The following is a 26,739-nucleotide window of genomic DNA, read 5'->3' as shown; positions in this document are numbered from 1 at the left end:
TCCTTGCTCAATCAAATTAAGAATGAATTTGTGCCTAATCTTATCAAATAAACGGCTATTCACTAAATGCTAATATCAGAATTGATGAATTAAAAAAGCCTGACATGTGTCAGGCCAGTGTAAATAGAGGATTGGATTTTATTCTTGGTCTATAAAAATGCGCTGTGTATTAGTGTTTTTAGTCATTAAACATAAGCGGTTGTTTGTAATAAATCGATGTTTACGGATTGAAGTAAGCTACCGACATCGTATAAGCCTTGATTGAGGGCTGTGGTACTTTCACCGACCACTTGAACGAGATCACCGACTACAGGAAGTTCAGTGGCAATCGATGTAATCGGTGCAATGTCATCCAGTAAGGCATCTAAAGTGCCTGAAACATCTTGCACGACACCACCTACACTTGCTAAAGGATCGTTCAGGACGGATGTTAATAATTCGGTAGGATCAATACTGGCTACATAGTCGCCCGTTTCAGCCAACAAGCCTGTTAAATTCCCCGTAGTTTCGCCTACTGCATCCAATAGACCGCCCAGCAATGGCAGGTCAGAAAGTACATCTGTGATTGGTGCAGCCACGCCACTGAGATGATCAACCAAACCTGCAACTTCCGTCACGGTTTGGCCGACCACACCAGTTACGCCATTGAGAGCGGTTTGTACACCGCCGAGAAGATCACCTGTCGCTAGTTGATCGGCTACCGCATGTAAGCCATCACCTAAGGTGCCAACCAACTGATTTTCAACCGCGAGTACTTTTTCGATGGTCCCACCAATGAGCGGAAGCTCAGTCAGTGCATCCGTTAAGGGCGCTGTTAAGCTACTTACGGTCTCTAATACGCTGTCTACAGTATCTAAAACAGTATTTAAAACCAGTCCAACCGCTTTGCTGATCCCTTGTAAAGTCAGGCTGAGTACACCGCTGATTTTTCCTGTAAATAAGTTCAACATGTCAGGTTCTCCAAGCTTTTAAATTATGATGTGTTATGTATTTGGCAGACTTGTTTTAGCAAAAGGAGATTGATGAAAACAAATTATGAAAGTATAGAAAGAAGGAGATAAATCATGTAATTCTGCTAGAAAACCCAGAGAGATCAAAACCTTAGCTGAATAAAAATATAAATGTATATTAATGTAATTAAAATGAGTTAAATCAAAGATATAAATGTACTTAAAAGGTGCGATTTTATTGTTTTTAGACTGTGCTGTGACTATTTTTAAGGCAATAACGTACTGTTTAAATCTCTAGTGCAAATAAACTGCAAATTCATTGGCACTCTTCAGCCGATCTTTGCACTTGGTCATGCCATAGATTGGGGCAATATCCAGTTACAGAGCGGTTACATCGCTGAATATAAATTAAATCATTAAAATAATTAAGGATTTATAAATTCATGTGCGGACGAATTCTTAGTTTGAGAGAAGTATTGGGAATGGTTTTGGGCAATAAGCCACGTTGTAATAATTCTTCAAAGACCAAAACAGGGGCATAGGCATCGGCAGCGGCATAACGAATTTGCTCCGGACTTAAGCGCTTTTTGGCCCAATTCGAAGTGCTGACCGATTTAGATTTTGGAAAATTCACACGAAAAAGCAGTGCCATGGCATTTTTTAAACCGACGGGTTGGCTTAAGCCAAAAGAAGCAAAGCACTTGGAGAGTTCCAATACACTATTCAGTTCGATGCCTTTTTTACGAAATAAATGCGCATCATTTTTTAAGCCAAAACCCACTTTAATTTGATCACGATTACTCAAGATTGGTCTTAAAAAATCCCAAGTGCATTCGTTCATTTGAAACAACCACGCCTGTTGCGCCGTCGCAAGTTGGATTAAATGTGGACCGGTAGAGACCTCACCTTTACGAAAAGTCGGCTTAGATTCAGAGTCGAAACCGAATAAGGCAGTCGTCTGCAATTCATCGGCCCAGTGTTGGCATTGTTCTGCATTGTGAATGACATGGATCTGCTCTGGCACTAAATTTTGGAACAATGGAAAATTTTTAATCTGTTCTTTTGTTGGCAAAATAGGTGTCGGTAGAGCATCAGTCATTGTGATTTAATTCAAAGGCTTGTTGTTGCAGCCTAGAGCGTTTAGTAGGGAAATGCAAATACCGAGATGCGGCGTTGAGCATGAGCCTTTGACTCACCTGCCTGTCATAGCGCGTTGCTATGACAGTGATGAGAGGACTTAAAGACAGTGACCAATAGGCTTAAAGTCAGTGACGACTTAAAATAGAAAACGCGCAGTAAATAATACATTTACCAAGATCAGTAAGAATAAACCGATAAAGAGAAAGGCGAGAACCACCTCCCATGTTTTGGATGCACGTGGCTCACCATATTGATTGGCATTTGCAGACCCGGGGATGAGCATCAGCGCAATGCACATGACGATATTGAGCAACGGAATCAGCTCTAAGAGTGCAAACCAGCCTGAGAGATTAAAGTCATGCAAACGACGCACTGAAAAAATCATCAAAGGGATCAGCATTAAAACATTTAGGATAAATCCAATCACTTGCGTCATTGGATTTTCAGCGTGAGCTATTAGGGCATTGAGAGTATTGGGCATCATGCTGACAATCAGCAGCATCAGTATGCTTAGCATGAGGCCATAGAAGACATTCCAACCGATAAATGACATGCGATTAAAGCGACCGTCACGGTTCCAGCCAGAGTTAATATTGGGTGAATTATTCATATTAAATGATCTTAAATTATCGTAAAAAGTATTGTTATCATTCATTTTTAGCCGCAAAAAATTGAGCTAAAAACGACATAAAAATGTGAAAAAGTACAGGATTTGATCCTGTATCAAAAAAGCGCGTTGATTATAAAGGTAAAGTACAAAAAAAGCCCACTTGTGTGAGCTTGTTTGAGTAGATGTATTGCTGTTTAGGACGATCTCGGCGGCATCTAATGATTTATCATTATTGTTGTTGAATCGTGGTTTGTTGAGAGCGGATCACATAGTTTTGGTAAGACGGAATCATGATCGCAGCAAGTATCCCGACTATAAACACCACGATATACAAAACAGCCAGCACGGTTTCCCAGCCTTTGGTCGGGCGTGGTTGTCCAAAGCTATTACTACCGCTATTACCCGGTGCAAATAACACATAGAGCGCAAATAATATATTCACTACAGGAACTAAGATCAGCAGTGCAAGCCATCCAGAATGGTCACGATCATGTAAACGACGGATTAAGAAAATGACGCTGTAATAAATGACGATGGCATACATGATAAAGAAAATAATCATGAGTGGCGTCGACATTGCACCCTCAGTCAACGCATTTTGCGCACCGGGTATGAGCAGGCCGACCACAACAGCAATTAGCGTAAAAATAATGCCGAGCAGTAGATTCCATGCAAGATAAGCGCGACGGCTAAAGCGGCCACTGGCTTGGGTCGGTGAGTCAGATGTGAAGGTATTCATTATTATTCCTAGGCTTTGGTATTTTTATAAGTAGGCAAATTCTAAAATGAATATGTAGAAAATAAAAGGATGAAAAATAAACAGTACAAAAAAGCCCGTAAGGAGCGGGCTTTTTTGCGGTGAAGGAATTTTAAATATCCCATTCCACAAAGTTTTTCAGCAATTGCAGGCCGGCTGTATGACTTTTTTCTGGGTGAAATTGTGTCGCAAACAAGTTTTCCTTGTGAATTGCGGTACAAAATTTCAAACCATAGTCACAGGTTGCAGCGACTATGCTTGAATCTTGCGGCTCTACATAGAAGCTATGTACGAAATAGAAACGAGCATCTTGCTCAATGTTTTTCCACATCGGGTGGCTAGGGTCTGCCTGATGCACTTGGTTCCAGCCCATGTGCGGCACTTTTAATCCCTCTACGTCAGGGAAGCGTTTAACCGAACCTTCAAAAATACCCAATGCATCTGCACCGCCATTTTCTTCGGAATGCTGCATTAGGGCTTGCATGCCGACACAGATCGCAAGCACAGGTTTATTAAATGCCGCTTTACGGACGACTTCATCAATGCCTGCATCATGCATGCCTTGCATACAGTCACGCATTGCTCCCACACCGGGGAACACAATTTTATCTGCTTGTGCAATCAGCTTAGGATCATTGGTGACATCAACAGTTGCACCCACGTGTTCAAGGGCTTTTGCTGCTGAGTGAAGATTTCCCATGCCATAGTCAAGAAGGGCAATACGGGTCATTACAATGTTCCTTTGGTAGACGCAACAGTATTTTCGGCACGTGGGTCAACTTCACAAGCCATACGTAGTGCACGGGCAAATGCTTTAAATACGCTTTCTATTTGATGGTGGCTGTTTTTACCTTTTAGGTTGTCGATGTGCAGCGTCATTAACGCATGGTTCACAAAACCTTGGAAAAATTCAGAGAAAAGATCCACATCAAAAGTCCCGATGCGCGCGCGAGTGAATGGAATATCCATCCAAAGACCCGGACGGCCAGATAAATCCACCACAACACGACTCAGTGATTCATCGAGCGGCGCATAGAAGTGACCGTAGCGACGTAAGCCTTTTTTATCGCCTAATGCTTGAGCAAAGGCTTGGCCAAGTGTAATCCCACAGTCTTCTACGGTATGATGATCGTCAATTTCAAGATCGCCATCACAATGAATATCAATATCAAACAGACCATGTCGCTTGATTTGATCAATCATATGATCTAAAAATGGAACACCAGTGTTTAAAGTGCCTTGACCAGTACCATCAAGATTCACACGAACTCGAATTTTGGTTTCGTTGGTGTTTCTTACCACTTCACTGATACGATCTGTCATAGACACGTTCCTCAAATACGTCAAAATGATTGATGTAAAAATATTTTCGCGGTCACGAAAAGTCACCGCATATTAGATTGCTCAGGAGGGTTTATCAATGCCTATTACCGTACATGCCTATACTTCTTTGGAAAATGATGAAGTGCGCAGCCAGCTTGAGCGACTGTATGACACCAGCCCTGAGTTTAGCGACGGTTCCGATGCGATTGAACAACTTGAGCAGAACTTAGCTCAGTATACCTTAGTTTATACTGCAGAATTTAATACAAAATTGATTGGCGCGATTTGGTGTACAGGCCAAGGTGAAAGCAAAACCCTTGAATATATTGTGGTACACCCTGCAAATCGTGGGCGTGGTGTTGCAGAACGTTTGGTCAGTGAGGCCACCCGTATGGAGGAAGAAAAAGGTGTAAAAACTTTCGAGCCAGGTTGTGGCGCGATTCATCGTTGTTTAGCACACATTGGTAAAATTGACGTAGTTGAGTAAAGTTCAATTTTTAAAAGACAGTCTCCGTGCTGTCTTTTTTTCGTCTGAATAATTAAATTGACTCAGACTTAAATGTAAATAAGACAAAAAGTAAGCGATTAGTGTGAAATATTGATTTAAAAATAAACATTTGAGAAAAAAGCCCATGCTTATGCTTGACGGCATTCAGCTTAAATTGTTTAATACGCCCCATCGGCGTGATAGCTCAGTAGGTAGAGCAACGGATTGAAAATCCGTGTGTCCCCAGTTCGATCCTGGGTCTCGCCACCATATTCAAAACTGATTTTTCAGTTTATCAATCCCTGATCCCATCAGGGATTTTTTTTGCTTAAAAAATATGCATACAAAAAATATTTTTATAAATATGATTGACTAATTAACTAAGATACGGCTTAATACACCGCATCGGCGTGATAGCTCAGTAGGTAGAGCAACGGATTGAAAATCCGTGTGTCCCCAGTTCGATCCTGGGTCTCGCCACCATATTCGAAAAACCTCAAACGATTGTTTGAGGTTTTTTTTCGTCTGCTGTTTTTCAGGTGTTGATATTTCGCACAGTTTAACTGCTACAATCGATGCCAGATGATGGGCCCAATTGCTATAAGAAAATTATTAAAAAATAAGGGTTAAGGTTATGAAAAAAATATTATTTCCTGTTTTGATCGGCATGAGTGCCTTGCTGAGCGCATGTGGTGGCGGGGGCGGCAGTAATGTCGATTCTTCCTATTCTAAAACCATTATCCAAAATGGTGTGACCTATGAATGTAAAAGTGAAAATGCAGCAGCGCTTTGTGATAATGGCAATTGTACTTCTTGTGAATCATTGCTCGATAAAATAATTACAGCATCGTGCAGTAGAATCACTGCAGCATGTGATAATGGTCTGCTTAAATTAAAAGTTGGATCTAACTTTAGCTTAAATCAGGTGATTAATACGGGTACGACGATGAACTCTGGTGAGTATATTGTCGGCACAGAAGTGCTTCGCTGTGGCTTTTAATCAAATGAACATAGGTTCGTGGAGTGACAGTTGAAGCGACTTCAATATGCGGTGCTTGGACTGCTCTGTTTTGCACTGGGCTATATTGCGGCATCGTGGAATGACCAACCAAGCTTGACATCGTCGCCACCTGAGCACTCGCTTGTCTCTTTGGTGACGAGTAATCCTGTGGCACTCTTGGCTTTAGATCAAGATGCCTCGGATCAACCTCATTCTAAAGATATACAGCAACAACTCAAAAGCCAACATCGTCAGCTAAAGAGCATTATTCAGCAGACTTCAGATCAACAATTGGGGCGATATTTACAGCAGGCATTTCCCAATTACAGTTTTGCAGGGATTCAAAATAAGCAACAATTTGCGCAACAGATGTTAGACGAATTTCTACAAGCCAAAAATGATCCGCATCAGCGATTGGCAGGGCAAGCGTATGTGACAGATCAATCACAGTTAGATGTAGATAGTGTCTTGCCTCGTGAAATCTATTTCACACAGCCGTTGTATGCACATTTTGATACCATGGGGAAAGTTCCAAACAATATGCAAGTCATGGTGCGTTGGACGCATCGTGATAGCGGTGAAGAGCTGCTCTTTACGCCACGCAAAGTCAGTGAGCAACAGCAACAAAACTGGGTGAGTTTCTATCCTATGACTGGATGGAAAACTGGTCATTATGATGTGAAATATTATCAAATGAATGATCAATTAAGCCCGATTGCGCAGACCAGTTTTTATATACAGCATGTGATTGAGTAAATGCTTGAAGCTTAAATTTTATCGCTGAAGCTATGATTTAAGTGCTAGTTTCCGACCCTAAAAATTCGATTAAAATGATAAAAAAACAACCAATGAATTCCTACAATGAAAGACCTTTTCTCTACAGGGAGTGCGCTGTATCAACAAGCACGTCCAAGTTACTCTGCTGAAGTCGTCGATAGCATCTTGCAGCATGTTGCCGTGCGTGAACTGGCATGGGACTGCGGTGCAGGTTCAGGTCAATTTACCAAAGGTTTGGCACCCTATTTTCAACAGGTTTTAGCGGCAGATCTGAGTGCTGAACAATTGGCACAAGCACCCAATTTAGACAATGTGCGTTATGAGCAAGCTAGCGCCGAACATTGTCCGCTTGCAGACCATTCAGTGGATTTAATCACAGTCGCGCAAGCGATTCATTGGTTCGATTTTGCTGCATTTTATGCAGAAGTACGACGCGTATTGAAACCTCAAGGTCATATCGCCATTGTGGGTTATGGTCTGATTCAATTTGAACACGCGGAATTGAACCAGCTTTTACAGGATCTGTATTTTGTCACCTTAAAAGGCTATTGGGATGCTGAACGTCGTTACATCGACGAAGAATATCGCAGTATTCCGTTTCCATTTCAGGAGTTAGCGACACCTCAGCTGTTTTTAAATTACAGGTGGAGTTCACAGCAAATTTTGGACTATTTGCAAACATGGTCTGGGTTAAAACATTATCAACAGCAACATCCGATACTTCAACCATGTGCAGCTTTGCACGACTTCTTTAGCCGTCATCCGCAGCAAGAGTTTGCTTTGTCATTTCCTGTGCTGTTAAGAATTGGAACAGTATAAAAAAGAAAAAGCAGTGGTAATGCAGATAGGTAAAGGATGATATCTCAAGTCCAGAATGAGCAACGTGAGGTTTAAACTAGCTGTGCTATCCTGCCGTTTGTCGGGGTTAAATCTGGTAAATTGATTAATTGTTGTACAATAATAGCAGTGTAAATTTTTTCAATTTTCTATTTTTAAATCTCTTGGAATGAACATGATGAATCTCCCTAAATCTGTTTCCGTTTTGGTTTTTGTTAGTGCAGCAATGACGGCTATGAGTACATTGGCTGCGGAAAAAGCCACTACAAAAGCTGATGAAACCGAACAACAAGCTATTCAGATGCCTGCTTTAACCATTATGGCAGAGCGTGAAATGCGTGCAGAGACGGGCATTGTTGAGTATCAAGAGCAGGTGGATCGCCGTAAAGCCTTACAGCAACGGGTGATGCAACTTGAGCGTGATACTCAAAACAAAGGTGTCGATGCAACAATCGTGTCAAATATTGATATTTTACCTGCCACAGCAGTGCCAGATATGTCGAATTTATCGCCTTTGATGCAACAGCATGTTTTAAATATTGCCGCAGGTTTGCAGTCTTCTGACCCACGCAATGGTTTATATATTATGTTGCAACCCTTTGGGATTGACCGTAATGCGACCAATGTGCAAATCAGTCGTGAGCAAATCAATCTCGGAAACATCGACCGTCAGTTAAATACCAATCCGATTAAGACCCCATAATCGAATACATCTCTACAGTACATTGAAGGCGAAAATTCATGTTTTATCCATGAATTTTCGTTTTGATGGCATGCGCAATTTAAGTCTATTTACATTGATGTTTTCAAATAGCCTTCTTAAAAAGCATGGCTATTTTATCGTCAATCTTCAAACTTTTGGTTAAACTGAATAAAAGGGCATTCGGAGCTCATTATGCCGCGTATCTTTGTTGTCTTGGCCAGTGCTACGGTATTGGTCTTTGGATGGATGTTTTATCAATATTCAGTACAGCAAAAAGAAGCTGTGCAACTCTCGACCTATGAAACGGTTTTGCGTGAAAAAACCGAGCAAATTTTTCAGCAAGCTCAGCACTGGGAAGAGCCGATACAACTCAATGTGACAGATGCACGGCTAACGGGGGATTATAAAATCATGTCGGATTTTATTTTGAGCCAAATGCTGCAGCGTGCAGAAGCGCGGAATCAATATATTCGTGATCTTAAAGCACTGAATTGGGATAAATTTCTCGATATCGATCGCTTATTAAAAGATAAAAAAAACCAATATCAAGAGACTGAGCAAATGCTGCAGCAGGTGCATGCAGTGGTCGATGCTTATGAACAAAAAACCACACAGCAAGAGGAAAATGGTTTAGCGCAGGCCAAACAGTTGGCGGTCAAACAGGTGTTTCGTCAGCAAATTGCGCAGAGTTTAAGAGACAGTCGTGATAGTGATGAGTCGCATGCTTTATTTGAGTTAGAAAAGCAAAGCTTGGCGAAGGCTGATGAGCTCTTTGCTGTGCTGAAAGCCAATAAATGGGAAAAGAAAAATAAATTATTTATGTTCTATGAAGATGCGCCTTTAAAGCAGTTTAATCAGCTTTATACAGAGATGTTAGCGCTCAATGCACAAATGGATGAGATCCGCCAAAAGAACCGTTCAGAGTTGAAACAAAAGCTTTAACTGACTGTCATCTCTCTTTCAAAATTGCGCGATAAAGTGGCTTATAGCAAGGTTTTACATCATATAGAGGTCCATGCTCATGCGAGCTATTCAGATTTTTGATGATATTCAGCAGGTCTATATCGACTTTATCGCGAACCGCCAATATCCACGTTTGGAAAGTTTAAACAATTGGGGCAAGAACCGTTTTTTCTTCAGTCAGTATTTTCGCATGATTGAAGATTGGCATCTGACTGAACAGATTGTGATTGAATTTAATCAACAATTTTATAGTTTGGATACAGGGACGGCGCCTGACTTTATGGATCAAGATAAATACATGGCTTGGTTGATGGAACAATTACAAATATTAAAATAAGTCCTTTTCATTCAAATTATTCAGCACAACTTCGAGACATGTTATGCAAGTGAAAGCCATCCTTTAGCGGATGGCTTTTTTGTTGTTATCGAGCATCATTTTGGGAACTGAGTTCCGAACTAGCACGAATGGCGCAAAAAACATTGGCTTTAAAACAGTCTTTGATTGTTTAAATTGCAAATTTAATACAACTATCAACCAATAGTGTGACTTAAATCACTTAAAATACGCCGAAAATTTAAACATAACTTTTTAGCCAGCAGCCCATAACTCATAAGAAGCTGAGCTGTATTGAACTTGCAAAAATTCTAACCTTAGACCGATTGGCTTTGAATGAAAGGTTTATCGCCATTTTTAGAGACGATTTTTTTAGCGTATGAAAAAATTAATACTGCTATGGCTTGCCATATGTGCGGTTTCATTGGTGTCGATAGGCTATACCTATGAATTATTCATTAGCCCTGTTTGGGTGGTAAATGCATTCGCTGCCTATGGCATGGTTTTAATGCGAAAGCATTTAAGTCACGATTTACTGATCGTGCTTTATGCTTTTAGTGCGATCTTTGTGGCTTCGCTGATGGTCGATCCTGCCAAAATCTTAGAAGATAAATTTCTCCTGTGTGCGATTTCGGCATTTCAGATTTGGGTATTTATTAAAGCCTATTTAGCGCTGAGCCATTTAAAAAAACGCCGCTTTAAGCGAACCCTAATGTTAGCTGTTCCGAGTATCGTGAGTGCTTTTGCAGGCAGTCTCTTGTTTGTGGCGTGCTTTCAGATGGACAACCAATACTTTGCCTTTGTTGATTATTTTCTAGAGCAATTTGCAACAAGTTTGGCTGTGGTGTGTTTACTGTTTGGTGTTCAGCGCTGGATGAATGTGCCGTGGGTGGATTATGGCTATCTGATCGTGGCACTGGCCGTCCAATATGTGATCTCAAATGATCAGATCTTCTATGCTTGCATGGTCTTGCCTTTATTGATGTGTTACTACGCGATCAAATATGACTTCAAAACCTTTTGCTGGCTGATTGGCTTAATGACGCTGATCTGTGGCTGGTATGGTGCCATGCCATTGGCTGGGGAATATTGGTCGGATGCACAGGTACATATGCTCTCGCGGATCAGTTCTTATCGTTTGGCATTGGGTATTTATTTGATCATTTTTCTGTTTATTTGTGAGCTGTATGCACGAAATAAACGTCTATATTTGGCTTTGCAACGTGTAAGTTTTTGCGATGAGTTGACGGGACTGAAAAATCGCCATGCCTTTAAAGAACAAATATTTATAGAGGGTGCGGTTGATAAAGGCTGTGTCATTTTGCTCGATGTCGATAATTTTAAAAAAATTAATGACCAATATGGACACCAAATGGGGGACAGTGTTTTGGTGCATTTGGCAAAAATCTTAAAAAATTGTAGTCCACGCGCGAGTTTTATTAGTCGTTGGGGCGGTGAAGAATTTTTAATTTTGCTCGAAGGTGCCGATTTGGAGCAGGGTAAAATGTTGTGTGAAACAATTTTGGAACGCTGCGAACATGTGCCGTTTCGAAAAGATCAATTAAGGCTAGATGTCAGCTTTAGTATGGGCTTGGCCGAGTTTCAACAGTTGAGTTTGTCCAATTACTCCACGACTTTACAACATGTCGATGCCTGCCTATATCAGGCGAAATCACAAGGGAAAAATCAGTTTGTTTATCAAAAGATTATTCCGTTGTCAGAAAGCAGTATTGCAGTCTAAATGGGCAAAAAAAAGATGCCGTGAAGGCATCTTTTTTTGCATTTAATCAACGATTAAGCTGCTTTTTTGAACCAAGAAAAGAAACCTTTTTTCTCAGCTTTAGCTGCTTCAGCTTTTTTCTCTGCACATTTTTTAGCGCAGTCTTTTTTCGCTTCAGCTTTTACTTCTTCAGTTTTAGTTTCAACAGCTTCTTTTGCATCAGTTGCTTTTTCTACAGCTGCATCTTTTGCTTCAACAGTTTTTGCAACGACAGCATCTTTAGTTGCTACAGTTTTTGCTACAGTCGCGTCTTTTGCTGCAACAGTGTTCGCAACAACAGCGTCTTTAGCCGCTACAGTTTTTGCTACAGTTGCATCTTTTGCTGCAACTGCAGTTTCTTTAGTTGCTGCTGCTTTTTCTACAACTGCTTTTTTCATGTCAGCAGTTTTTGCTTTAGTGGTTTCTTTCACTGTTAAAGTTTTAGTTTGAGTCGCTTTTTCTGCAACAGCCACTTGAGTTTTAGCAGCATCTTTAGTTGCTTGAGCAGCAGCTACAGTTGCAGTTTTCGCTTGTGCAGCTTGAGCTTTTACAGCTTCAACAGCAGTCGCAGGTTTTTGTTCTACAGCAGTAGTTGCCATAGCAGAAGTTGTAGCAGCAACTAAAGCAACAGCTAAAGTAGTTTTGATCGCGTTCATAGTTATCACTCTATAAAACTTAGTTAAAATAAGGCATTGTAAATTTTATGCCTTATCAACAGCGCTTAGGTTACACGGCACAGAGTGAGGGATTCGATTGTGTGAAGATTCCACCAATGTTACAAACGGATAACATGGTGTAACGCAGAAAAACAAACAAAAACAGCGTGCATTGCACAGCATTCGAAATTTTCAATTCAAAGCTGATTTAAAATCACTGTTAAAGCCGTTATTGTGAATATATATTTCTGCCATTGGTATGGCATAAAAATAAAGTCGCATGAGGGATAACATCAGATGCAGCAGCTTATTTGTTATAAACAGCTCCCTGTGTGGACGCAGCAGTCGATTCCACAAGGTTTTAAACAACAGCACAATACCAAAGCAGGCACTTGGGCAAAACTCACCGTGCTGCAAGGTGAAGTAAATTTTGCCATGTTAGATGCGTCTGGAAATATCCTTTCCACGCATGTATTTAGCCCAGATCAGCCACCGCCGTTTATCGAACCGCAGGCGTGGCACAAGATTGTGTCTGCGAGTGACGATGTGCAATGTCAGTTGAGTTTTTATTGCTTAGCACAGGACTATTTTTATAAGAAGTATCAGCTCAGTCCAACACATTCAGAAATTTTGGCAGCAACACCATATTTGCAAGGTGGTCGTGCTTTGGATGTCGGCTGTGGGCAGGGGCGTAATTCGCTGTACTTAAGTCAGCTGTCTGAGCAGCGCTTTGAGGTGGATGCATGGGATGTCAATCCACACAGTTTGCACAAGCTGCAAGAGGTGATCGCTGCGGAAGGTATTGAAAATATTCATGTACAGCAGCGTGATTTAAATGCAGACCAAAGCATTACGGGGAAATATGATTTTATTTGCTGTACCGTGGTGATGATGTTTTTAGAGGCCAAGACAGTGAAGCCACTGATTCAGCAGATGCAGCAAGCGACAAGTGTAAATGGCTATAACCTGATAGTTTGCGCTATGGATACACCTGATTTACCTGCGCAGCCTGACTTTCCATTTAGCTTTAAAGCAGGAGAGTTAAGTGCGTTGTATGAAGGCTGGAATATTGTGAAATACAATGAAAATGTCGGTGAGCTGCATCGGGTGGATGCTGAAGGGCAGCGGATTCAACAGCATTTTGCGACTTTGTTGGCGCAGAAAATTTAAGCCAAGAATTGTAGGATGTTGAGTTGAAGGATTGGTGATCAACTCAACACTTACTTTACTTAAATTGGAAAAAGGGAACCATTTTTGAGCTAGTCAGGGTGTATGTGTACTTAGAAAATTCAACCAATTGAATATGATCATACTCTGATTTAAGGCTGATAAATAAAGCCTAAAGCTTTTAAAGGCAATTGAATGATGTCGATTGTGAGTGTTAAAGGCAATAGTGGTAATTCTGCCAATTTTTCCTGCCCTGACTTTTTGACATAGCCACTTTGGTCTTCGTAATGCTGGATACGGATCTTATAGGGATGGCTTAAGGGCTTTAAATCTGCGGCATTCGCAACTTTTGGGTAAACCGTACCTGCAATTTCTAAGTTAAAGAGATGATCTTGCTGTTCTGCCTTTGAACAATCACATGGTGCTACGCCATATTGGTTGAATAATGCCCTTTCCGTAGGACTTAGTGTTCCATTGGGAGGCGCATAATAAAATTTAAAGCTTCCGCTAAATTTAGTGCTGTTCGGGCTCGGAGAATTAAAGTCAAGTTCTCGATGGAGACGAATATATTGTGGATTGAGTTGGCTAATCAGTTGAATAAAATCAGCACCGCCTTTATTAATCACATAGCTGTATTTATTGCCTGCGACTACGATGCTATCGATTGGTTCATTGGGTATTGCTTTAGCGGGTTTGCCAAATGCGATCACATCATCTTCAAGGATTGTTCTCCATGCATATTTTGTTTCGTATTTTTGAAACAGATCACGGGAGAGTTCACCGATTTGATTATTTGTAACGCAAGCTGTAAGAAAAATAAAAGTGCTTAGGCAGCTCATCTTTAAGAGGTAGTGAAGTCGTTTATTTATCATTATTATGCATATTTAAGTTTTGGTTCAGGCCTTACCATAATTCAAAAATCGCTGAAAATCGAGAATTAACGTATTAACTTTAAAAATATGCTGAGGCGTTTTTACGGTTTGTTTAGCACGGTTTTTTGTTGAAGATTTTTGAACAAAATTTATTGCACTATGAAATTTCCCTCTCCTTTTAAGGAGACTTGCGCAGAATACCGCTCAGGGATAGGATTTATATGAAAAATTTCCCCTCATCCTCTTGTGGTGCATGCTGCTCACCCCAGAGGGAGAAGGGGCTTCTAGTATTATTCATGCGAGTTTAGTTAACAAATAAAAAACCCCGCAATAAGCGGGGTTTCTTTTATCTCAGTATTTAATTAAAAATTAAACACGTTCGATAATGGTCGCGATACCTTGACCCAAACCGATACACATCGTCGCAAGACCGATTTGTGTATCTTGCTGTTCCATAACGTTCAGCAAAGTCGTTGTGATACGCGCACCAGAACAACCCAATGGGTGACCCAATGCAATCGCACCACCGTTCAAGTTCACACGGTCTTGTTGATCATAAATGCCTAAGCCTTTAAGAACAGACAAACCTTGTGCTGCGAACGCTTCGTTCAATTCAAACGTTTGGATGTCAGCGATAGACAAGCCAGCACGTTTAAGCGCTTTTTGAGTTGCTGGTACAGGACCATAACCCATGATCGCAGCGTCACAGCCTGCAACCGCCATAGAGCGGATGACAGCACGTGGCTTAAGACCTAAAGCTTGAGCACGTTCAGCAGACATTAGCAGCATTGCAGAAGCACCGTCAGACAAAGCTGAAGATGTTGCAGCAGTTACCGTACCGCCTTTCGGGTCGAATACTGGACGTAACGATTGGAACGCTTCAAGGTTTGCATCAGGACGAATCACTTCATCGATATCGCACAGGATTTTGAAACCATTTGCATCGTGACCTTCAACGCCCACGATTTCATTTTTGAAACGGCCTTCTTGTGTTGCAGCCCAAGCACGGCGGTGTGATTCAACACCAAACGCATCTTGTTCTTCACGCGAAATACCGTTCATACGACCTAACATTTCAGCCGTTAAGCCCATCATGTTAGACGCTTTTGCATAGTGCTTAGACGCTTCAGGGTTGATGTCGATGCCGTGCATCATGCCAACGTGACCCATGTGTTCTACACCACCAATGATGAAGATATCACCTTGGTTGGTTGCAATTTGCGCAGCCGCTGTGTGGATTGCTTGCATAGAAGAACCACAAAGACGGTTCACTGTTTGACCTGCAACAGTACGTGGTAGGTCTGCTAACAATGCAATGTTACGACCAATGTTCATACCTTGCTCTAGGGTTTGGTTTACACAGCCCCAGATTACGTCTTCAACTTCATTGGTATCAAACTGGTTACGAGCAACAAGCGCGCGTACTAATTCAGCAGATAAGCTGTCAGCACGGACGTTACGGAACATACCATTTTTGGTTTTACCCATTGCTGAACGTACGCCATCAACGATGACAACGTCACGTGGATTTAAAGTAGCCATTCACGTTGCTCCTTAACCGTAGAATTTTTTGTTGTTAGCAGCCATGTCACGCAACATTTGTGGCGCTTCATAAGCCTTACCTAAATACGCATATTTGTCGCAAAGCGCTACGTATTCAGCGACACCTGTTTGGTCGATGTAACGGCATGGACCACCACGGAATGGAGGGAAACCTACACCCATGATCATCGCCATATCTGCTTCAGCAGCCGTTGCAACGATGTTGTCTTCTAGGCAACGAACAGTTTCGTTACAGAACGTCAGCATCATACGGTCAATGATTTCTTGAGCGTCAAATTCACGTTTTTCCGCAGTTGCAACAGAAGCCACAAGTTCGTAAGCCACTGGATCAACCACTTTGGCTTTCTTACCTTTACGGTCAAGTTCGTATTTGTAGAAACCAACGTCATTCTTTTGACCAAGACGTTTGTTTTCGTACATGGTTAAAGTTGCGCCTTTGTAGTCTGGCTTCATGCGGTCAGGGAAACCTTCCGCCATTACTTCCGCACCGTGTACGCCTGTGTCGATACCCACAACGTCGATGAGGTAAGCAGGACCCATTGGCCAGCCGAATTTTTCCATCACTTTATCAACTTGCTGGAAGTCAGCACCGTCTTTCAGTAGAAGGTCAAATGCACCGAAGTAAGGGAACAATACGCGGTTTACAAGGAAGCCCGGGCAGTCATTGACAACGATTGGTGTTTTACCCATTTTCTGAGCAAGAACTACAGTCGTTGCAATCGCTTCAGCAGAGGTCTTCTCACCACGGATCACTTCAACCAATGGCATCATGTGAACTGGGTTAAAGAAGTGCATACCAACAAAGTTTTCAGGACGTTGTAGGTTTTCAGCCAAACGTGTGATTGAAATCGTTGAAGTGTTTGAAGCAATGATCGTGTTGTCACGAACATTCTTCTCAGTTTCAGCCAGTACGATACCTTTTACTTTCGGGTTCTCTGTTACTGCTTCAATCACGATGTCCACTTCTTTAAACTCGTCGTAGCTTAAAGTTGGACGGATGCGCGCAAGAGTTTCACCCATTTGAGCAGGCTTCATTTTCTTACGTTCAACTTGTTTGGTCAGTAAGCCATTGGCTTCTTTCATACCTAAAGCAAGCTGCGGGTTACCAATGTCTTTCATGATGATCGGTGTGCCTTTGCTTGCCGCTTGGTAAGCAATACCACCACCCATGATACCCGCGCCTAGTACAGCGGCTTGGTTGACAGGGTGCGCACCTTTTTCATATTTCTTCGAAGTTTTCTTCACAATTTGGTCGTTAAGGAATAAACCAATTAACGCACCTGCTTGTGGAGTTACAGCCGCTTTAGCAAAACCTTGCGCTTCGATTTTCAATGCTTCATCACGTGGAAGGCTTGCACCTGCTTGTAATGAGTCTAGAAGAAGTTTTGGCGCTGGGTATTGAGCAGGATTTGCTTTTGCAAGCACTGCACCTTTTGCTGTATTGAATGCCATCATTTGTTCAAGCATGTTCAATTTAACAGGATCTAATTTTTCTTGGCGCTTTGCTTTCCAGTCTACACGGCCAGCAATTGCTTGTTTTACAAGGTCAATTGCAGCGTCTTGTAGTTTGTCTGCAGCAACAACCGCATCAACAGCACCGTCTTTGAGCGCAGCAGCTGGCTTTTTCGGTGCAGCCATTGCCATCCATTCAACCGCATTGTCGATACCAATCACGCGGCTTAAACGAACCGTACCACCAAAACCAGGGTAGATACCCAGTTTGATTTCTGGAAGGCCAACTTGTGCAGCATCTGACATCACACGATAGTCACACACTAAGCACATTTCAAAACCGCCGCCCAATGCCATACCATTGATTGCAGCAACTTTAGGAACGTTTAGATCTTCAAACGCATTGAAGATGTCGTGAACAGGCAATGCCCAATCCACAATCGCTTGTTCGCCTTGAGCGAAGTTGTCACCGAATTCAGTGATATCTGCACCCACGATAAATGTAGATTTACCTGAAGTAACGATTAAACCTTTGATGTCACCGTTTGCTTTAACAGCGTCAATTGCAGCTTTAAAATCTTCAATTGTTGCGCGGTTAAATTTGTTGACCGACTCACCTTGTAAGTCAAAGCGGAATTCTGCAATTCCGTCCGAAAGCATTTGGACGGTAATGGCATTGCCAGCGTGGATCATGCCTGATCTCCTTTATTTTGGAGGACTTCTAAGTTGATGTTGTGAAGCGAGTACGCGGTTCCTGCGTACACTTTATGCCTCGCTAATCTTACGATAACTATATCTAAAAAGAACATAACAAGTTGTATCAAGCCGTGACGCTAGGGTCATCAAAATTTCTTTTGGAAATAGCCTTCGGATCTGCCTTTAAACGCTATCGCTCTAATTAAATATGTTGAAGCTTATGTTTCAGTTCACATTTTTTTATAAATGTAAGCTATAGATTGAGATGCGAAAGAAAAATTCAAGAAAAAAGCAAGTGTATTTTTCGGCAGAATGGTCAATTCACTTTTAACATTGTCATCCATCTTTGCTGAGACACAGTGTTCTATGCTGCTTATTTAGGCATCACTGAGCACTATGCTATACTCGCCGCGTTCTCAAAAAAGTTAATTTTTCATTAAGCACAATGCTTATTAGCACCAGGTCCTCATATGATTAAGTGGATTATCCTGGCGGTCTTTGTCATTTCTGCGTTTTATATCCAGCAACGCGGTAAAGTCCGTCATTCATTTTATCGTCAGTTTTTTGATCATTCGACATTGCTCGCACCGATCAATTTTCTCATGTACATGTTTTCAAAAGTGCCGAGCCAACCCTATATCGACACGCAGCATTTTAAAGATTTAAAAGTCTTAGATGAAAACTGGGAAATGATTCGTGATGAAGCCAAGGCCTTATATGAAAAAGGTGGCATCAAAGCATCGAGTACTTATGATGACCTTGGATTTAACTCGTTCTTTAAAACAGGTTGGAAACGCTTTTATTTAAAATGGTATGACTCAGCCCATCCTTCGGCTGCTGAACTTTGCCCAAAAACTACGGCCTTGTTAAAAAATCTACCCACGATTAAAGCCGCGATGTTTACTGAGTTGGCGCCTGACAGTCGTTTAGTCCGACATCGTGATCCCTATGCCGGTTCATTGCGTTATCACTTGGGCTTACTGACGCCGAATGACGACCGTTGTTTTATTGATGTCGATGGTCAGCGGTACTCATGGCGTGACGGGGAGAGTGTGGTGTTTGATGAAACTTATATTCACTATGCTGAAAATAAAACGGATCAGAACCGGATTATTTTCTTTGCAGACGTTGAACGGCCATTAAAGTCAAAGTGGATGGAAGCTTTTAACCATTGGTTTGGTAAAAATGTCATGACTGCTGCGAGTTCACCGAATGAAAGCGGTGATAAAACGGGTGGTTTAAATAAAGTATTTGGCTATGTCTATCAAATTCGTATAAAAGCCAAAGCCTTGAAAAAAACCAATCGCTCACTGTATTACTTTTTAAAGTGGTTCCTAATGTTGGGGCTGTTCTTCCTGATTTTTGTACGCCCATATTTATTTTAAAAGTAGAATAAATATTGAAAAAATGCGCCCTTAGGGGCGTTTTTTTATGCTGACAGTCAGCAAAATATCAGTTATCGTGCAAGCAGAATAAAAATAATTATGCAGAGCAAATCAGCCAAAAGCAGAAATAGTGTTAGCCAGAATAAGCTAGAACCAGAATAAGCCAGAAAAAGTGAGCCAATAGACGAGGAATATGATGTTGACGTCCGAACTTAAGCCCATGCAAAACCGTTGAGCTGAAAGAAAAGCGTCATCATCAATGATAGCCAAAACCCAAAGGTGAAAACGGTGGAAACATTGCAGACCTACTGCATAGAAACCCTGTGTAAACGCCTGAAGGGAAGGATTTGGCGGGAAGGGGATCCGATTCATGAAAGCAACCAACCAAACATTGATGCATCAAATGCATATTTCGATGCAAGATATAGAACGACGTAAACAGTTGCTTGGCTTGACTGATTTAGAGCTGGCGGAATTGGCTTCGATTGGTGGGATTGTGGCGCCGATACTCGACAGTATGGTTGATGAATTTTATGAAAATCAGACCTCAATTCCAGAAATTGCCACTTTGATTGGTGATCTTGATACCTTGAAGCGTTTGCAACGCGCGCAGCATCAATATTTATTGGATTTATTTTCCGGGCGCTATGACAGCGCGTATGTGAATAACCGTTTACGGATTGGTTTGGTTCATAAGCGCATTGGTGTAGAGCCTAAGTTGTATCTCTCTGCGGTACATACCCTAAAGACCATGTTGTTTCGCTTAATTCAGCGTACCTTTAATGATACGGAACAATATCAGCGGATTATTAACACGTTGGAAAAGCTCTTTATGTTCGATACTACATTGGTGGTGGAAACCTATGTATGGAGTTTGATTAATGAGGTGAAGATCTCCCGTGAAAAAATGGAACAGTATGCGCATGCGCTAGAGTTTCGTGCACAAGAAATGGAAGAACTTTCACAGCGCGATCCATTAACTGGACTCTTAAATGTCCGGCATTTATCGACCTTATTGACCAGTATTTTATATACCGCACAGCGTAATCATGAACCTGTGACAGTAGTGTTTATTGATATCAATGATTTTAAAAAGATCAATGATGAACAAGGTCATCCACGTGGAGATCAGGTACTACAAATGGTTGCTGCGGCCATAAAGTCGGTTGCACGTTTAGATGATCATTGCTTCCGTTATGGCGGAGACGAATTTTGTTTGGTCTTGCCCGGTTGCAGCGAAAAGCATGTGGAAGGGAGTTTTATCCCACGTTTATTAGAAGCGGTGGCGGAAATGGAAGCCGGCTTAAGTTTAAGTATTGGGCTGTGTCAAACAGATCATCAGCAAGGCTATGTAGATGCCATGAGCTTGGTACAACAAGCCGATGCTAAAATGTATCAAGAGAAAAAGAACAGAAACTTCTTGGATCAACCTATGTCGAAAGAAGCGTGATTCGAGCGTAAAGAACGCCAAAAATAACAATAGATGAATAGCGAAACTTGAGCGAAATGGTTCTCCATATTCTTGAAAATAATGTGATAAGTATGCTTATTTCCTGCAAAAATAAAAGCTGAAATAGCAGATGCATCCTTCAAAATCTTGTATAGAATAAAAGCAGTTGATGGGGGATAAGATGCAAGTTTTTCGTTCAAAAAAAGATTGGTGGGTGGTGGCGTTTATTGTTTGTATGAGCGGTTTACTCATTCAATTATTACTCACCATGCAAGCCAAAGGCACGATGCAACAATATCCTCTTCATACCGCGGTGTATATTTTAACGGTATTACTGCTGTGGTGGCCAATATTCAATACACGTTATCAAATTTCCGCTACAGAATTAAACATCCGTAGCATGTTTCTACGTTGGCAGATTCCTTTGCAGGATATCCAACGCATCAGTGCAAGTCAGGATTTGTCTGCGGCACCTGCGCTTTCGATTAAACGTTTAAAAATCGAATATGTGCAGGAGGGGAAAGCCAAATTTGTCATGGTTTCACCCAAAGACCAGCAAGCTTTTGCGCAGGCATTGGGCATCAACTTAAGTTGATTATCAATTTGGTTGCTTAAAATCAATAGAAAGCACGCGATCACGTGCTTTTTTATGAATTAAGTTCGTCGGTGATCACCAACTTGTCGTGTTGTGCATCTAAGTGTAATTGAGTTTGTTCAGGATACTGTAAAAAATACATCGCCAAAATTGGCTCAAGTTCTACTCGTATTTTTCGCGCCAAATGACGCGCACCATAGCGAATGTCATGGTTTTGGTAGAAATATGCTTTGGCCGTAGCGGTTAGATACACACTACGTTTTTGATGTTGTAGACGCAGATTAAGTTTTTCCAGTTCAATCTCAACCAAACGGGGCAAGGCATCATCTTGAACGGGTTGATATTGCAGTACACGGTCAATACGGTTAATAAATTCAGGGTCGAATTTACGTTGCATGACTTTTTCAATAATGCTGCTGACCGGCACGCGTTTGAGACAAACCTTCTGTATTTTTTCGGGTAAAAAATTTAACTTATCTAGATATTGCTGTGCCGCTTGTGCACCGACATTGCTGGTCATAAAGATCATACAATTACGAAAGTCGATGGTTTTTGTACCAGAGGTTAAGGTTAACTTTCCGCTATCAAGCACATTCATTAAGCCGCGAAGAACTTCGGTTGACGCTTTTTCCAGTTCATCAAAAAGCACGATACCCGGTCGGGTATGACTGCCTGCAATGGCAACTTCATCAAATAAACTATGGCCTTCTTTAGAGCCGACATAGCCCGGAGGTGCACCAGTAATGGCAGCCGCATAATGTTCCTGTGCGAGCGTGTTCATATCAATACGGCAAAAGGCATCAGGTCGGCCATAAATCACTTCACTGATTAAACGCACAGTTTCGGTTTTACCAACACCTGTCGGTCCAAGCATTAAGGTTACACAGAGTGGTCGTTCTGGACTGGAAAAATCAGCCTTGACCACATGCAGCATTTTTTCAATTTCGTCTAATGCTGCTTCTTGTCCAATGATCCGTTGCTTTAAGCGTTGCATAACGTCATGCGGTTCAAAATGAAAACGCGGCTTACCCATCAAACAGTTTTTTTCAGCAGTGCTATGCGTCGAAGTTGTCGGGTGTACGACATGGATGGCGGGATTGGCATTCGTCATGCATCATGTTCCTAAAGCGGGATGTTTTGAGCATAGCAAATTTAGAATTTTGCATTAATAGCTTTTAGCAATCAGATCATTGTTATGAGCAACAAAAAATTTGTTGGATTGCTTGAAAATGCAGGCAAAAGCATCACATCATGTCAAAGAGCAATATCGAAGACGGAACAAGGCAAAAGTGAACGAAAATGCACGAGAACACATTGAAAAAATTCTTGCCAATATGACGACTTTACCCGGTGTTTACCGCATGTTGGGTAAAGACGGTGAGTTGCTGTATGTGGGTAAAGCAAAGAATTTAAAAAATCGTGTGTCGAGTTATTTTGTCAAAACCATTGAGCATCCCAAGACGCAAGCCTTGGTCGCCCGTATTTATGACATTGAAAGCTTGGTGGTGCGTTCTGAAACAGAAGCCTTATTGCTCGAACAAAACCTGATTAAGCTCCATCGTCCGCCGTATAACATCATGCTGCGAGACGACAAATCTTATGTCTATATTTTTATTTCAGCCGATAAACCCTATCCACGAATTGCCGCAGGGCGAGGCAAAGCGAAGCATCAGGCCGGTAAGTTTTTCGGGCCTTATCCGAGTGCTTATAACGCGCGTGATACTTTGGTGGTGCTGCAAAAACTGTTTAATGTGCGTCAGTGTGAAAATAGCTATTTTTCACAGCGCAAACGACCATGCCTGCAATACCAAATTAAACGTTGTTCCGCGCCTTGTGTGGGGTTGATCTCACCCGAAGATTATAAAGAAGATGTCAATAACTCGATTCGGTTTTTACAAGGCGACACCAAAGAGCTCAATCAAGAGCTGATTGGGAAAATGGAAGCTGCGGCCGAAGCACTCGAGTTTGAAAAGGCGGTGTTTTATCGTGATCGTATGGCGCTGCTGCGTGATGTGCAAACTCAGCAAGCGATTTATAAAGTCAAAGGCGAGGCAGATATCATTGCCATTGCTTATCAAGCCGGTGTGACCTGTGTGCAAATCATGCATGTGCGCAATGGCAAAATGCTCGGCGGAAAGAGTTATTTCCCTGATATGCAGGGTGATGATCTAGGTCAAATGCTCTCGGACTTCATTGCCAATTTCTACTTTCAAGTTGCAGATGAGATTCCAACTGAACTCATCATCAATGTCGATATTCCAGATCGCAAAGACATGGAAGATGCACTACATCAGCACTTTGATAAAAAAATTCAAATCAAACATAAAGTGCGAGAAACTCGTGCCGAATGGCAAGAGCTTGCACAAATGAATGTGCAGCATGCGATTAAAGGTAAACTGGCTGATCATTTTGAATTGAATGAACGTTTTCATCAGTTAGAACAAGTGGTAGGGCGACCAATTGACAGTATTGAGTGTTTTGATATTTCTCACACTATGGGGGAGGCAACTATCGCGTCTTGTGTGGTCTTTGATGCTGGCGGTGCAAGAAAGCGCGACTATCGCCAATTTTCCATCAATGACATTACCGAAGGCGATGATTATGCTGCCATGCGTCAAGCACTGACCCGCCGCTATAAAAAGCATATGTTGCCCGATTTGCTATTAATTGACGGAGGCAAAGGTCAATTACACATGGCGATGGAAGTCATGCAGGAGCTCGAGCTTGATGCCTTTATGGTCGGGGTGTCCAAAGGTGAGGGGCGTAAACCGGGTCTGGAAACTTTACACTTTACTGATGGTGAAAAAATCCAATTGCCCGAAGACCATAAAGCCCTGCATTTGATTCAACAGGTTCGTGATGAAGCCCACCGATTTGCCATTACCAAACACCGAGCGAAAAGAGATAAAAAGCGCGGCTCATCGGTACTTGAGGTGATTCCGGGCTTAGGGCCAAAACGTCGTCGGGATCTTCTGACCCATTTTGGTGGCATTCAAGGGGTGTTAAAAGCTTCTGAAAATGATTTAAAACTGGTTCCTGGCTTAGGCGATGTGATGGCGCGCACCATTTATAAAATCCTGCATGAATAGAACGAACTAAGCCCAATCGATGACGGGTCAATCCTGAATTTGCCAAAATGCTCATTGACGCATGAGTCACTGATCATTCACATCATTTGATTTTTATACAATGATATAAAAATCAAAAATATGATCAGGGATGATGATGTCACTCGCACAGTTGTATCAACATATTGAACACAATGAATGGGTTGAGATTCCAGAAGGATGGTTGCAAGGACGAACGATCTATGGCGGCTTAGTGGCAGGCATGATGATGCACAAAGCCGTTGCTACCATTGCCGATCCGCAGCGACGTTTACTCAGTTGTAATGTGACCTTTGTTGGGCCAGTACAATTGGCGCCCATGCGTTTAAGTACTGAAATTTTAAGACAGGGCAAATCCGTCACCACCATCGAAGTTCGACTTTGGCAAGATGATGCAGTACAAAGCATTTTATTGGCGAGTTTTGGTGTTCCACGTGAATCAACTATTGCCGTCAATCAGGAACGTCAAGCACCCGATTTCCCTGAAGTGAGCAGTTTAAAGATCGCCGAACATCATCCACTTGCACCACAGTGTTTTCAGCAAATGGATTTGGCCTGGGTAGATGGGCAGTATCCGTGTACTGCAAGCAAAAAGCCTGACTTTAGTGGTTGGATGCGTTTTAATCCAGAACGCCATGATAACCGTAAGATGACCGTCGCTGATTTACTGGTCTCGATGGATATGTGGCCGCCCGGCGTGCTGCCTATGTACAAAACCATGGCACCTGCGAGTTCTTTAACGTGGACATTAACCTATGTGCATCCTTTGCAATCAAGCTTGCATAATTGGTTTAAATATAAAGTATTTACCGACTATGCAGCGGATGGCTACGCCACGGAATATGCGCATTTATGGGATGAAAATGACCAGTTGATTGCGATTGCGCGACAGACTGTTACGGTGTTTGCCTAGTGACACTGCGGGGCATTTCGTATAAAGTGAGTGCAACTAACGATGGATAAATCCTCAAATTATTCTGCATTTTCATCGTGCATGAGGGGAAAACTGGGGTGTCTATGACAACAGGTCGAATCCTGAATATTCCTAATATTTTAACATTGGCACGAATTGCTTTAATTCCTGTGTTTTTGTTGGTGGCGTATTGGCCACCTGCAATGGGCGTGGGTGAACATGCTGCCAGCATGTCACGTCATATATTGCTGACCGCTATTTTTGTGATCGCAGCTGTCACTGACTGGTTTGATGGCTATCTTGCGAGAAGTTTAAATCAGACTTCAGCATTTGGACGTTTTCTCGATCCTGTTGCAGATAAACTGATGGTCGCAACAGCCTTGATCGTCTTGGTGCAATGGCAACCAACCATTTCGATGGCCTTTGCAGCGATTGTGATTATTTCACGTGAAATCACGGTGTCTGCGCTACGTGAGTGGATGGCTGAATTAGGCGCACGTACCAGTGTTGCGGTTTCAACCGTTGGTAAATATAAAACAGCATTTCAGATGATTGCGATTTCAGTGTTCTTGCTGAATTGGCAGCCCCTAGAAATGTTGGCCTATGGATTGCTCTATACAGCTGTTGTTTTAACGTTATGGTCGATGTTTATATATTTGAAAGCCGCATGGCCGTATTTAAAACAACCTTGATTTAAAAGTAAGTTATGAAAAGCTCCGTTATCGGGGCTTTTTTATTGCCGAGCTTTTAAAAAAATTGAGGGTTTGACTAGTTTGAACAGCGCTTCATTTGATTAGAGCTTGACGTTAAATGTGAGACGTTGGCGCAAATTTTGGATAAAAAAATTCCCAGATTTTGGGGGAAATCTGGGAAGGAAAATCGGGGTTACTTATCGCTATTATGGAAGATGTTTCCATCTCCTTGATTGCTATTATAGGAAAGCAGATTTAGAAATACATGGAGTTTCTTGTAGTGTAATGTTGTGTTTTATTGAGAAATGTATCACAAATTTACATTAATAATTTTTGATACAAATTGGCCGATAACTTTGGTAGGTTTTGTTTGGATTTAAACGATAAAAATCGATATATGTGATGATAAAAATACAATTAACATGGCTCTAGACTAGCAGAATAGATATGTTAGTCTAGAATCATGATAGAAAACAGTAAATTAAGTCACTATAAGATTAAAAAAATTATTCAGTGCTTTTGCATTGATATTCCTGCTTCTAAAACAGCCT

The 26,739-nt window shown here is 41.7% G+C and carries 26 protein-coding genes, 2 tRNA genes and 1 pseudogene; 18 read left to right on the top strand and 11 right to left on the bottom strand.

Annotated elements, in window-relative coordinates:
* Positions 1 to 185: 185 nt before the first annotated feature.
* The 6 genes from FTU17_RS05215 to hisB form a co-directional block, all read right to left on the bottom strand.
* Positions 186 to 950, bottom strand: coding sequence for a hypothetical protein (locus FTU17_RS05215; RefSeq protein ID WP_180116832.1), 765 nt, complete (start codon positions 948 to 950; stop codon positions 186 to 188).
* A gap of 433 nt (positions 951 to 1,383) precedes the next feature.
* Positions 1,384 to 2,049: a 3'-5' exonuclease gene (locus FTU17_RS05210; RefSeq protein ID WP_180010571.1), complete on the bottom strand. Its 666-nt coding sequence runs from the start codon at positions 2,047 to 2,049 to the stop codon at positions 1,384 to 1,386.
* 177 nt (positions 2,050 to 2,226) lie between these two features.
* Complete coding sequence (locus FTU17_RS05205; protein ID WP_180009274.1) at positions 2,227 to 2,700, bottom strand: DUF805 domain-containing protein; 474 nt, start codon at positions 2,698 to 2,700, stop codon at positions 2,227 to 2,229.
* A gap of 229 nt (positions 2,701 to 2,929) precedes the next feature.
* Complete coding sequence (locus FTU17_RS05200) at positions 2,930 to 3,439, bottom strand: DUF805 domain-containing protein (RefSeq protein ID WP_180009276.1); 510 nt, start codon at positions 3,437 to 3,439, stop codon at positions 2,930 to 2,932.
* Positions 3,440 to 3,569: 130 nt separating this feature from the next.
* A complete protein-coding gene (hisH, locus tag FTU17_RS05195; RefSeq protein ID WP_078190488.1) occupies positions 3,570 to 4,187 on the bottom strand; it encodes an imidazole glycerol phosphate synthase subunit HisH in 618 nt (205 codons plus the stop codon).
* Positions 4,187 to 4,780 (bottom strand): imidazoleglycerol-phosphate dehydratase HisB, encoded by a 594-nt coding sequence (hisB, locus tag FTU17_RS05190; RefSeq protein ID WP_180134820.1) that lies wholly within the window; start codon positions 4,778 to 4,780, stop codon positions 4,187 to 4,189. Before hisB ends, hisH begins: the two co-directional genes overlap by 1 nt.
* Positions 4,781 to 4,877: 97 nt before the next feature.
* Between hisB and FTU17_RS05185 the strand changes: the two genes are divergently transcribed.
* From FTU17_RS05185 to FTU17_RS05140, 10 genes are all read left to right on the top strand, one after another.
* A complete protein-coding gene (locus FTU17_RS05185) occupies positions 4,878 to 5,267 on the top strand; it encodes a GNAT family N-acetyltransferase (protein ID WP_078193146.1) in 390 nt (129 codons plus the stop codon).
* 194 nt (positions 5,268 to 5,461) lie between these two features.
* Positions 5,462 to 5,537: transfer RNA gene (locus FTU17_RS05180), tRNA-Phe, on the top strand.
* Positions 5,538 to 5,674: 137 nt separating this feature from the next.
* Positions 5,675 to 5,750, top strand: a tRNA-Phe gene (locus tag FTU17_RS05175).
* Between the two features lie 151 nt (positions 5,751 to 5,901).
* The gene (locus FTU17_RS05170; RefSeq protein ID WP_180134819.1) at positions 5,902 to 6,267 is read left to right on the top strand and encodes a hypothetical protein; all 366 of its coding nucleotides are present in this window, start codon (positions 5,902 to 5,904) and stop codon (positions 6,265 to 6,267) included.
* Between the two features lie 30 nt (positions 6,268 to 6,297).
* Positions 6,298 to 7,023 (top strand): hypothetical protein, encoded by a 726-nt coding sequence (locus FTU17_RS05165; protein ID WP_180134818.1) that lies wholly within the window; start codon positions 6,298 to 6,300, stop codon positions 7,021 to 7,023.
* A gap of 105 nt (positions 7,024 to 7,128) precedes the next feature.
* Positions 7,129 to 7,863, top strand: coding sequence for a class I SAM-dependent methyltransferase (locus FTU17_RS05160; protein ID WP_180134817.1), 735 nt, complete (start codon positions 7,129 to 7,131; stop codon positions 7,861 to 7,863).
* Positions 7,864 to 8,056: 193 nt separating this feature from the next.
* Positions 8,057 to 8,584, top strand: coding sequence for a hypothetical protein (locus FTU17_RS05155; RefSeq protein WP_373683023.1), 528 nt, complete (start codon positions 8,057 to 8,059; stop codon positions 8,582 to 8,584).
* Between the two features lie 192 nt (positions 8,585 to 8,776).
* Entirely contained in the window at positions 8,777 to 9,526 is a 750-nt protein-coding gene (locus tag FTU17_RS05150) for a hypothetical protein (RefSeq protein ID WP_111885958.1), read from the top strand.
* Between the two features lie 79 nt (positions 9,527 to 9,605).
* On the top strand, positions 9,606 to 9,884 hold the full coding sequence (locus FTU17_RS05145; RefSeq protein ID WP_078190480.1) for a hypothetical protein: 279 nt from the start codon (positions 9,606 to 9,608) through the stop codon (positions 9,882 to 9,884).
* Positions 9,885 to 10,260: 376 nt separating this feature from the next.
* The gene (locus FTU17_RS05140) at positions 10,261 to 11,622 is read left to right on the top strand and encodes a GGDEF domain-containing protein (RefSeq protein ID WP_180022364.1); all 1,362 of its coding nucleotides are present in this window, start codon (positions 10,261 to 10,263) and stop codon (positions 11,620 to 11,622) included.
* Between the two features lie 53 nt (positions 11,623 to 11,675).
* Here FTU17_RS05140 and FTU17_RS05135 read toward each other — a convergent pair whose 3' ends face one another.
* Positions 11,676 to 12,296, bottom strand: a complete 621-nt coding sequence (locus FTU17_RS05135; protein WP_180010565.1) for a hypothetical protein — start codon at positions 12,294 to 12,296, stop codon at positions 11,676 to 11,678.
* 297 nt (positions 12,297 to 12,593) lie between these two features.
* Between FTU17_RS05135 and tehB the strand changes: the two genes are divergently transcribed.
* Complete coding sequence (tehB, locus tag FTU17_RS05130) at positions 12,594 to 13,466, top strand: SAM-dependent methyltransferase TehB (protein ID WP_180062998.1); 873 nt, start codon at positions 12,594 to 12,596, stop codon at positions 13,464 to 13,466.
* A 149-nt stretch (positions 13,467 to 13,615) separates the two neighbouring features.
* Here the strand turns inward: tehB and FTU17_RS05125 are convergent, their stop codons facing one another.
* The 3 genes from FTU17_RS05125 to fadB form a co-directional block, all read right to left on the bottom strand.
* Complete coding sequence (locus tag FTU17_RS05125) at positions 13,616 to 14,335, bottom strand: hypothetical protein (RefSeq protein WP_168379007.1); 720 nt, start codon at positions 14,333 to 14,335, stop codon at positions 13,616 to 13,618.
* A gap of 369 nt (positions 14,336 to 14,704) precedes the next feature.
* Positions 14,705 to 15,877, bottom strand: coding sequence for an acetyl-CoA C-acyltransferase FadA (gene fadA / locus FTU17_RS05120; RefSeq protein ID WP_168379008.1), 1,173 nt, complete (start codon positions 15,875 to 15,877; stop codon positions 14,705 to 14,707).
* A 12-nt stretch (positions 15,878 to 15,889) separates the two neighbouring features.
* Complete coding sequence (fadB, locus tag FTU17_RS05115; RefSeq protein ID WP_180066930.1) at positions 15,890 to 18,043, bottom strand: fatty acid oxidation complex subunit alpha FadB; 2,154 nt, start codon at positions 18,041 to 18,043, stop codon at positions 15,890 to 15,892.
* 473 nt (positions 18,044 to 18,516) lie between these two features.
* Between fadB and lpxO the strand changes: the two genes are divergently transcribed.
* The 3 genes from lpxO (at position 18,517) to FTU17_RS05100 (ending at position 21,476) form a co-directional block, all read left to right on the top strand.
* A complete protein-coding gene (gene lpxO / locus FTU17_RS05110) occupies positions 18,517 to 19,431 on the top strand; it encodes a lipid A hydroxylase LpxO (protein WP_078190472.1) in 915 nt (304 codons plus the stop codon).
* 370 nt (positions 19,432 to 19,801) lie between these two features.
* The gene (locus FTU17_RS05105; RefSeq protein WP_180134816.1) at positions 19,802 to 20,881 is read left to right on the top strand and encodes a diguanylate cyclase domain-containing protein; all 1,080 of its coding nucleotides are present in this window, start codon (positions 19,802 to 19,804) and stop codon (positions 20,879 to 20,881) included.
* 181 nt (positions 20,882 to 21,062) lie between these two features.
* A complete protein-coding gene (locus FTU17_RS05100) occupies positions 21,063 to 21,476 on the top strand; it encodes a PH domain-containing protein (protein ID WP_180134815.1) in 414 nt (137 codons plus the stop codon).
* Positions 21,477 to 21,528: 52 nt separating this feature from the next.
* Here the strand turns inward: FTU17_RS05100 and FTU17_RS05095 are convergent, their stop codons facing one another.
* Complete coding sequence (locus tag FTU17_RS05095; RefSeq protein ID WP_180134814.1) at positions 21,529 to 22,587, bottom strand: AAA family ATPase; 1,059 nt, start codon at positions 22,585 to 22,587, stop codon at positions 21,529 to 21,531.
* 178 nt (positions 22,588 to 22,765) lie between these two features.
* Here FTU17_RS05095 and uvrC point away from each other — a divergent pair, with 178 nt between their 5' ends.
* From uvrC to FTU17_RS05075, 4 genes and pseudogenes are all read left to right on the top strand, one after another.
* Complete coding sequence (gene uvrC, locus FTU17_RS05090; RefSeq protein ID WP_180002824.1) at positions 22,766 to 24,565, top strand: excinuclease ABC subunit UvrC; 1,800 nt, start codon at positions 22,766 to 22,768, stop codon at positions 24,563 to 24,565.
* A 136-nt stretch (positions 24,566 to 24,701) separates the two neighbouring features.
* Complete coding sequence (locus FTU17_RS05085; protein WP_180022389.1) at positions 24,702 to 25,496, top strand: thioesterase family protein; 795 nt, start codon at positions 24,702 to 24,704, stop codon at positions 25,494 to 25,496.
* 104 nt (positions 25,497 to 25,600) lie between these two features.
* A complete protein-coding gene (gene pgsA / locus FTU17_RS05080) occupies positions 25,601 to 26,188 on the top strand; it encodes a CDP-diacylglycerol--glycerol-3-phosphate 3-phosphatidyltransferase (RefSeq protein WP_078190467.1) in 588 nt (195 codons plus the stop codon).
* A 463-nt stretch (positions 26,189 to 26,651) separates the two neighbouring features.
* Positions 26,652 to 26,739, top strand: a pseudogene (locus tag FTU17_RS05075) (IS1595 family transposase); the annotation flags it as partial.

The sequence above is a fragment of the Acinetobacter sp. YH12070 genome (assembly GCF_013419625.1).
Lineage (GTDB): Bacteria > Pseudomonadota > Gammaproteobacteria > Pseudomonadales > Moraxellaceae > Acinetobacter > Acinetobacter amyesii.
Note: the sequence above shows the minus strand (reverse complement) of the source record. Positions and strands in the feature narration are given on the sequence as shown.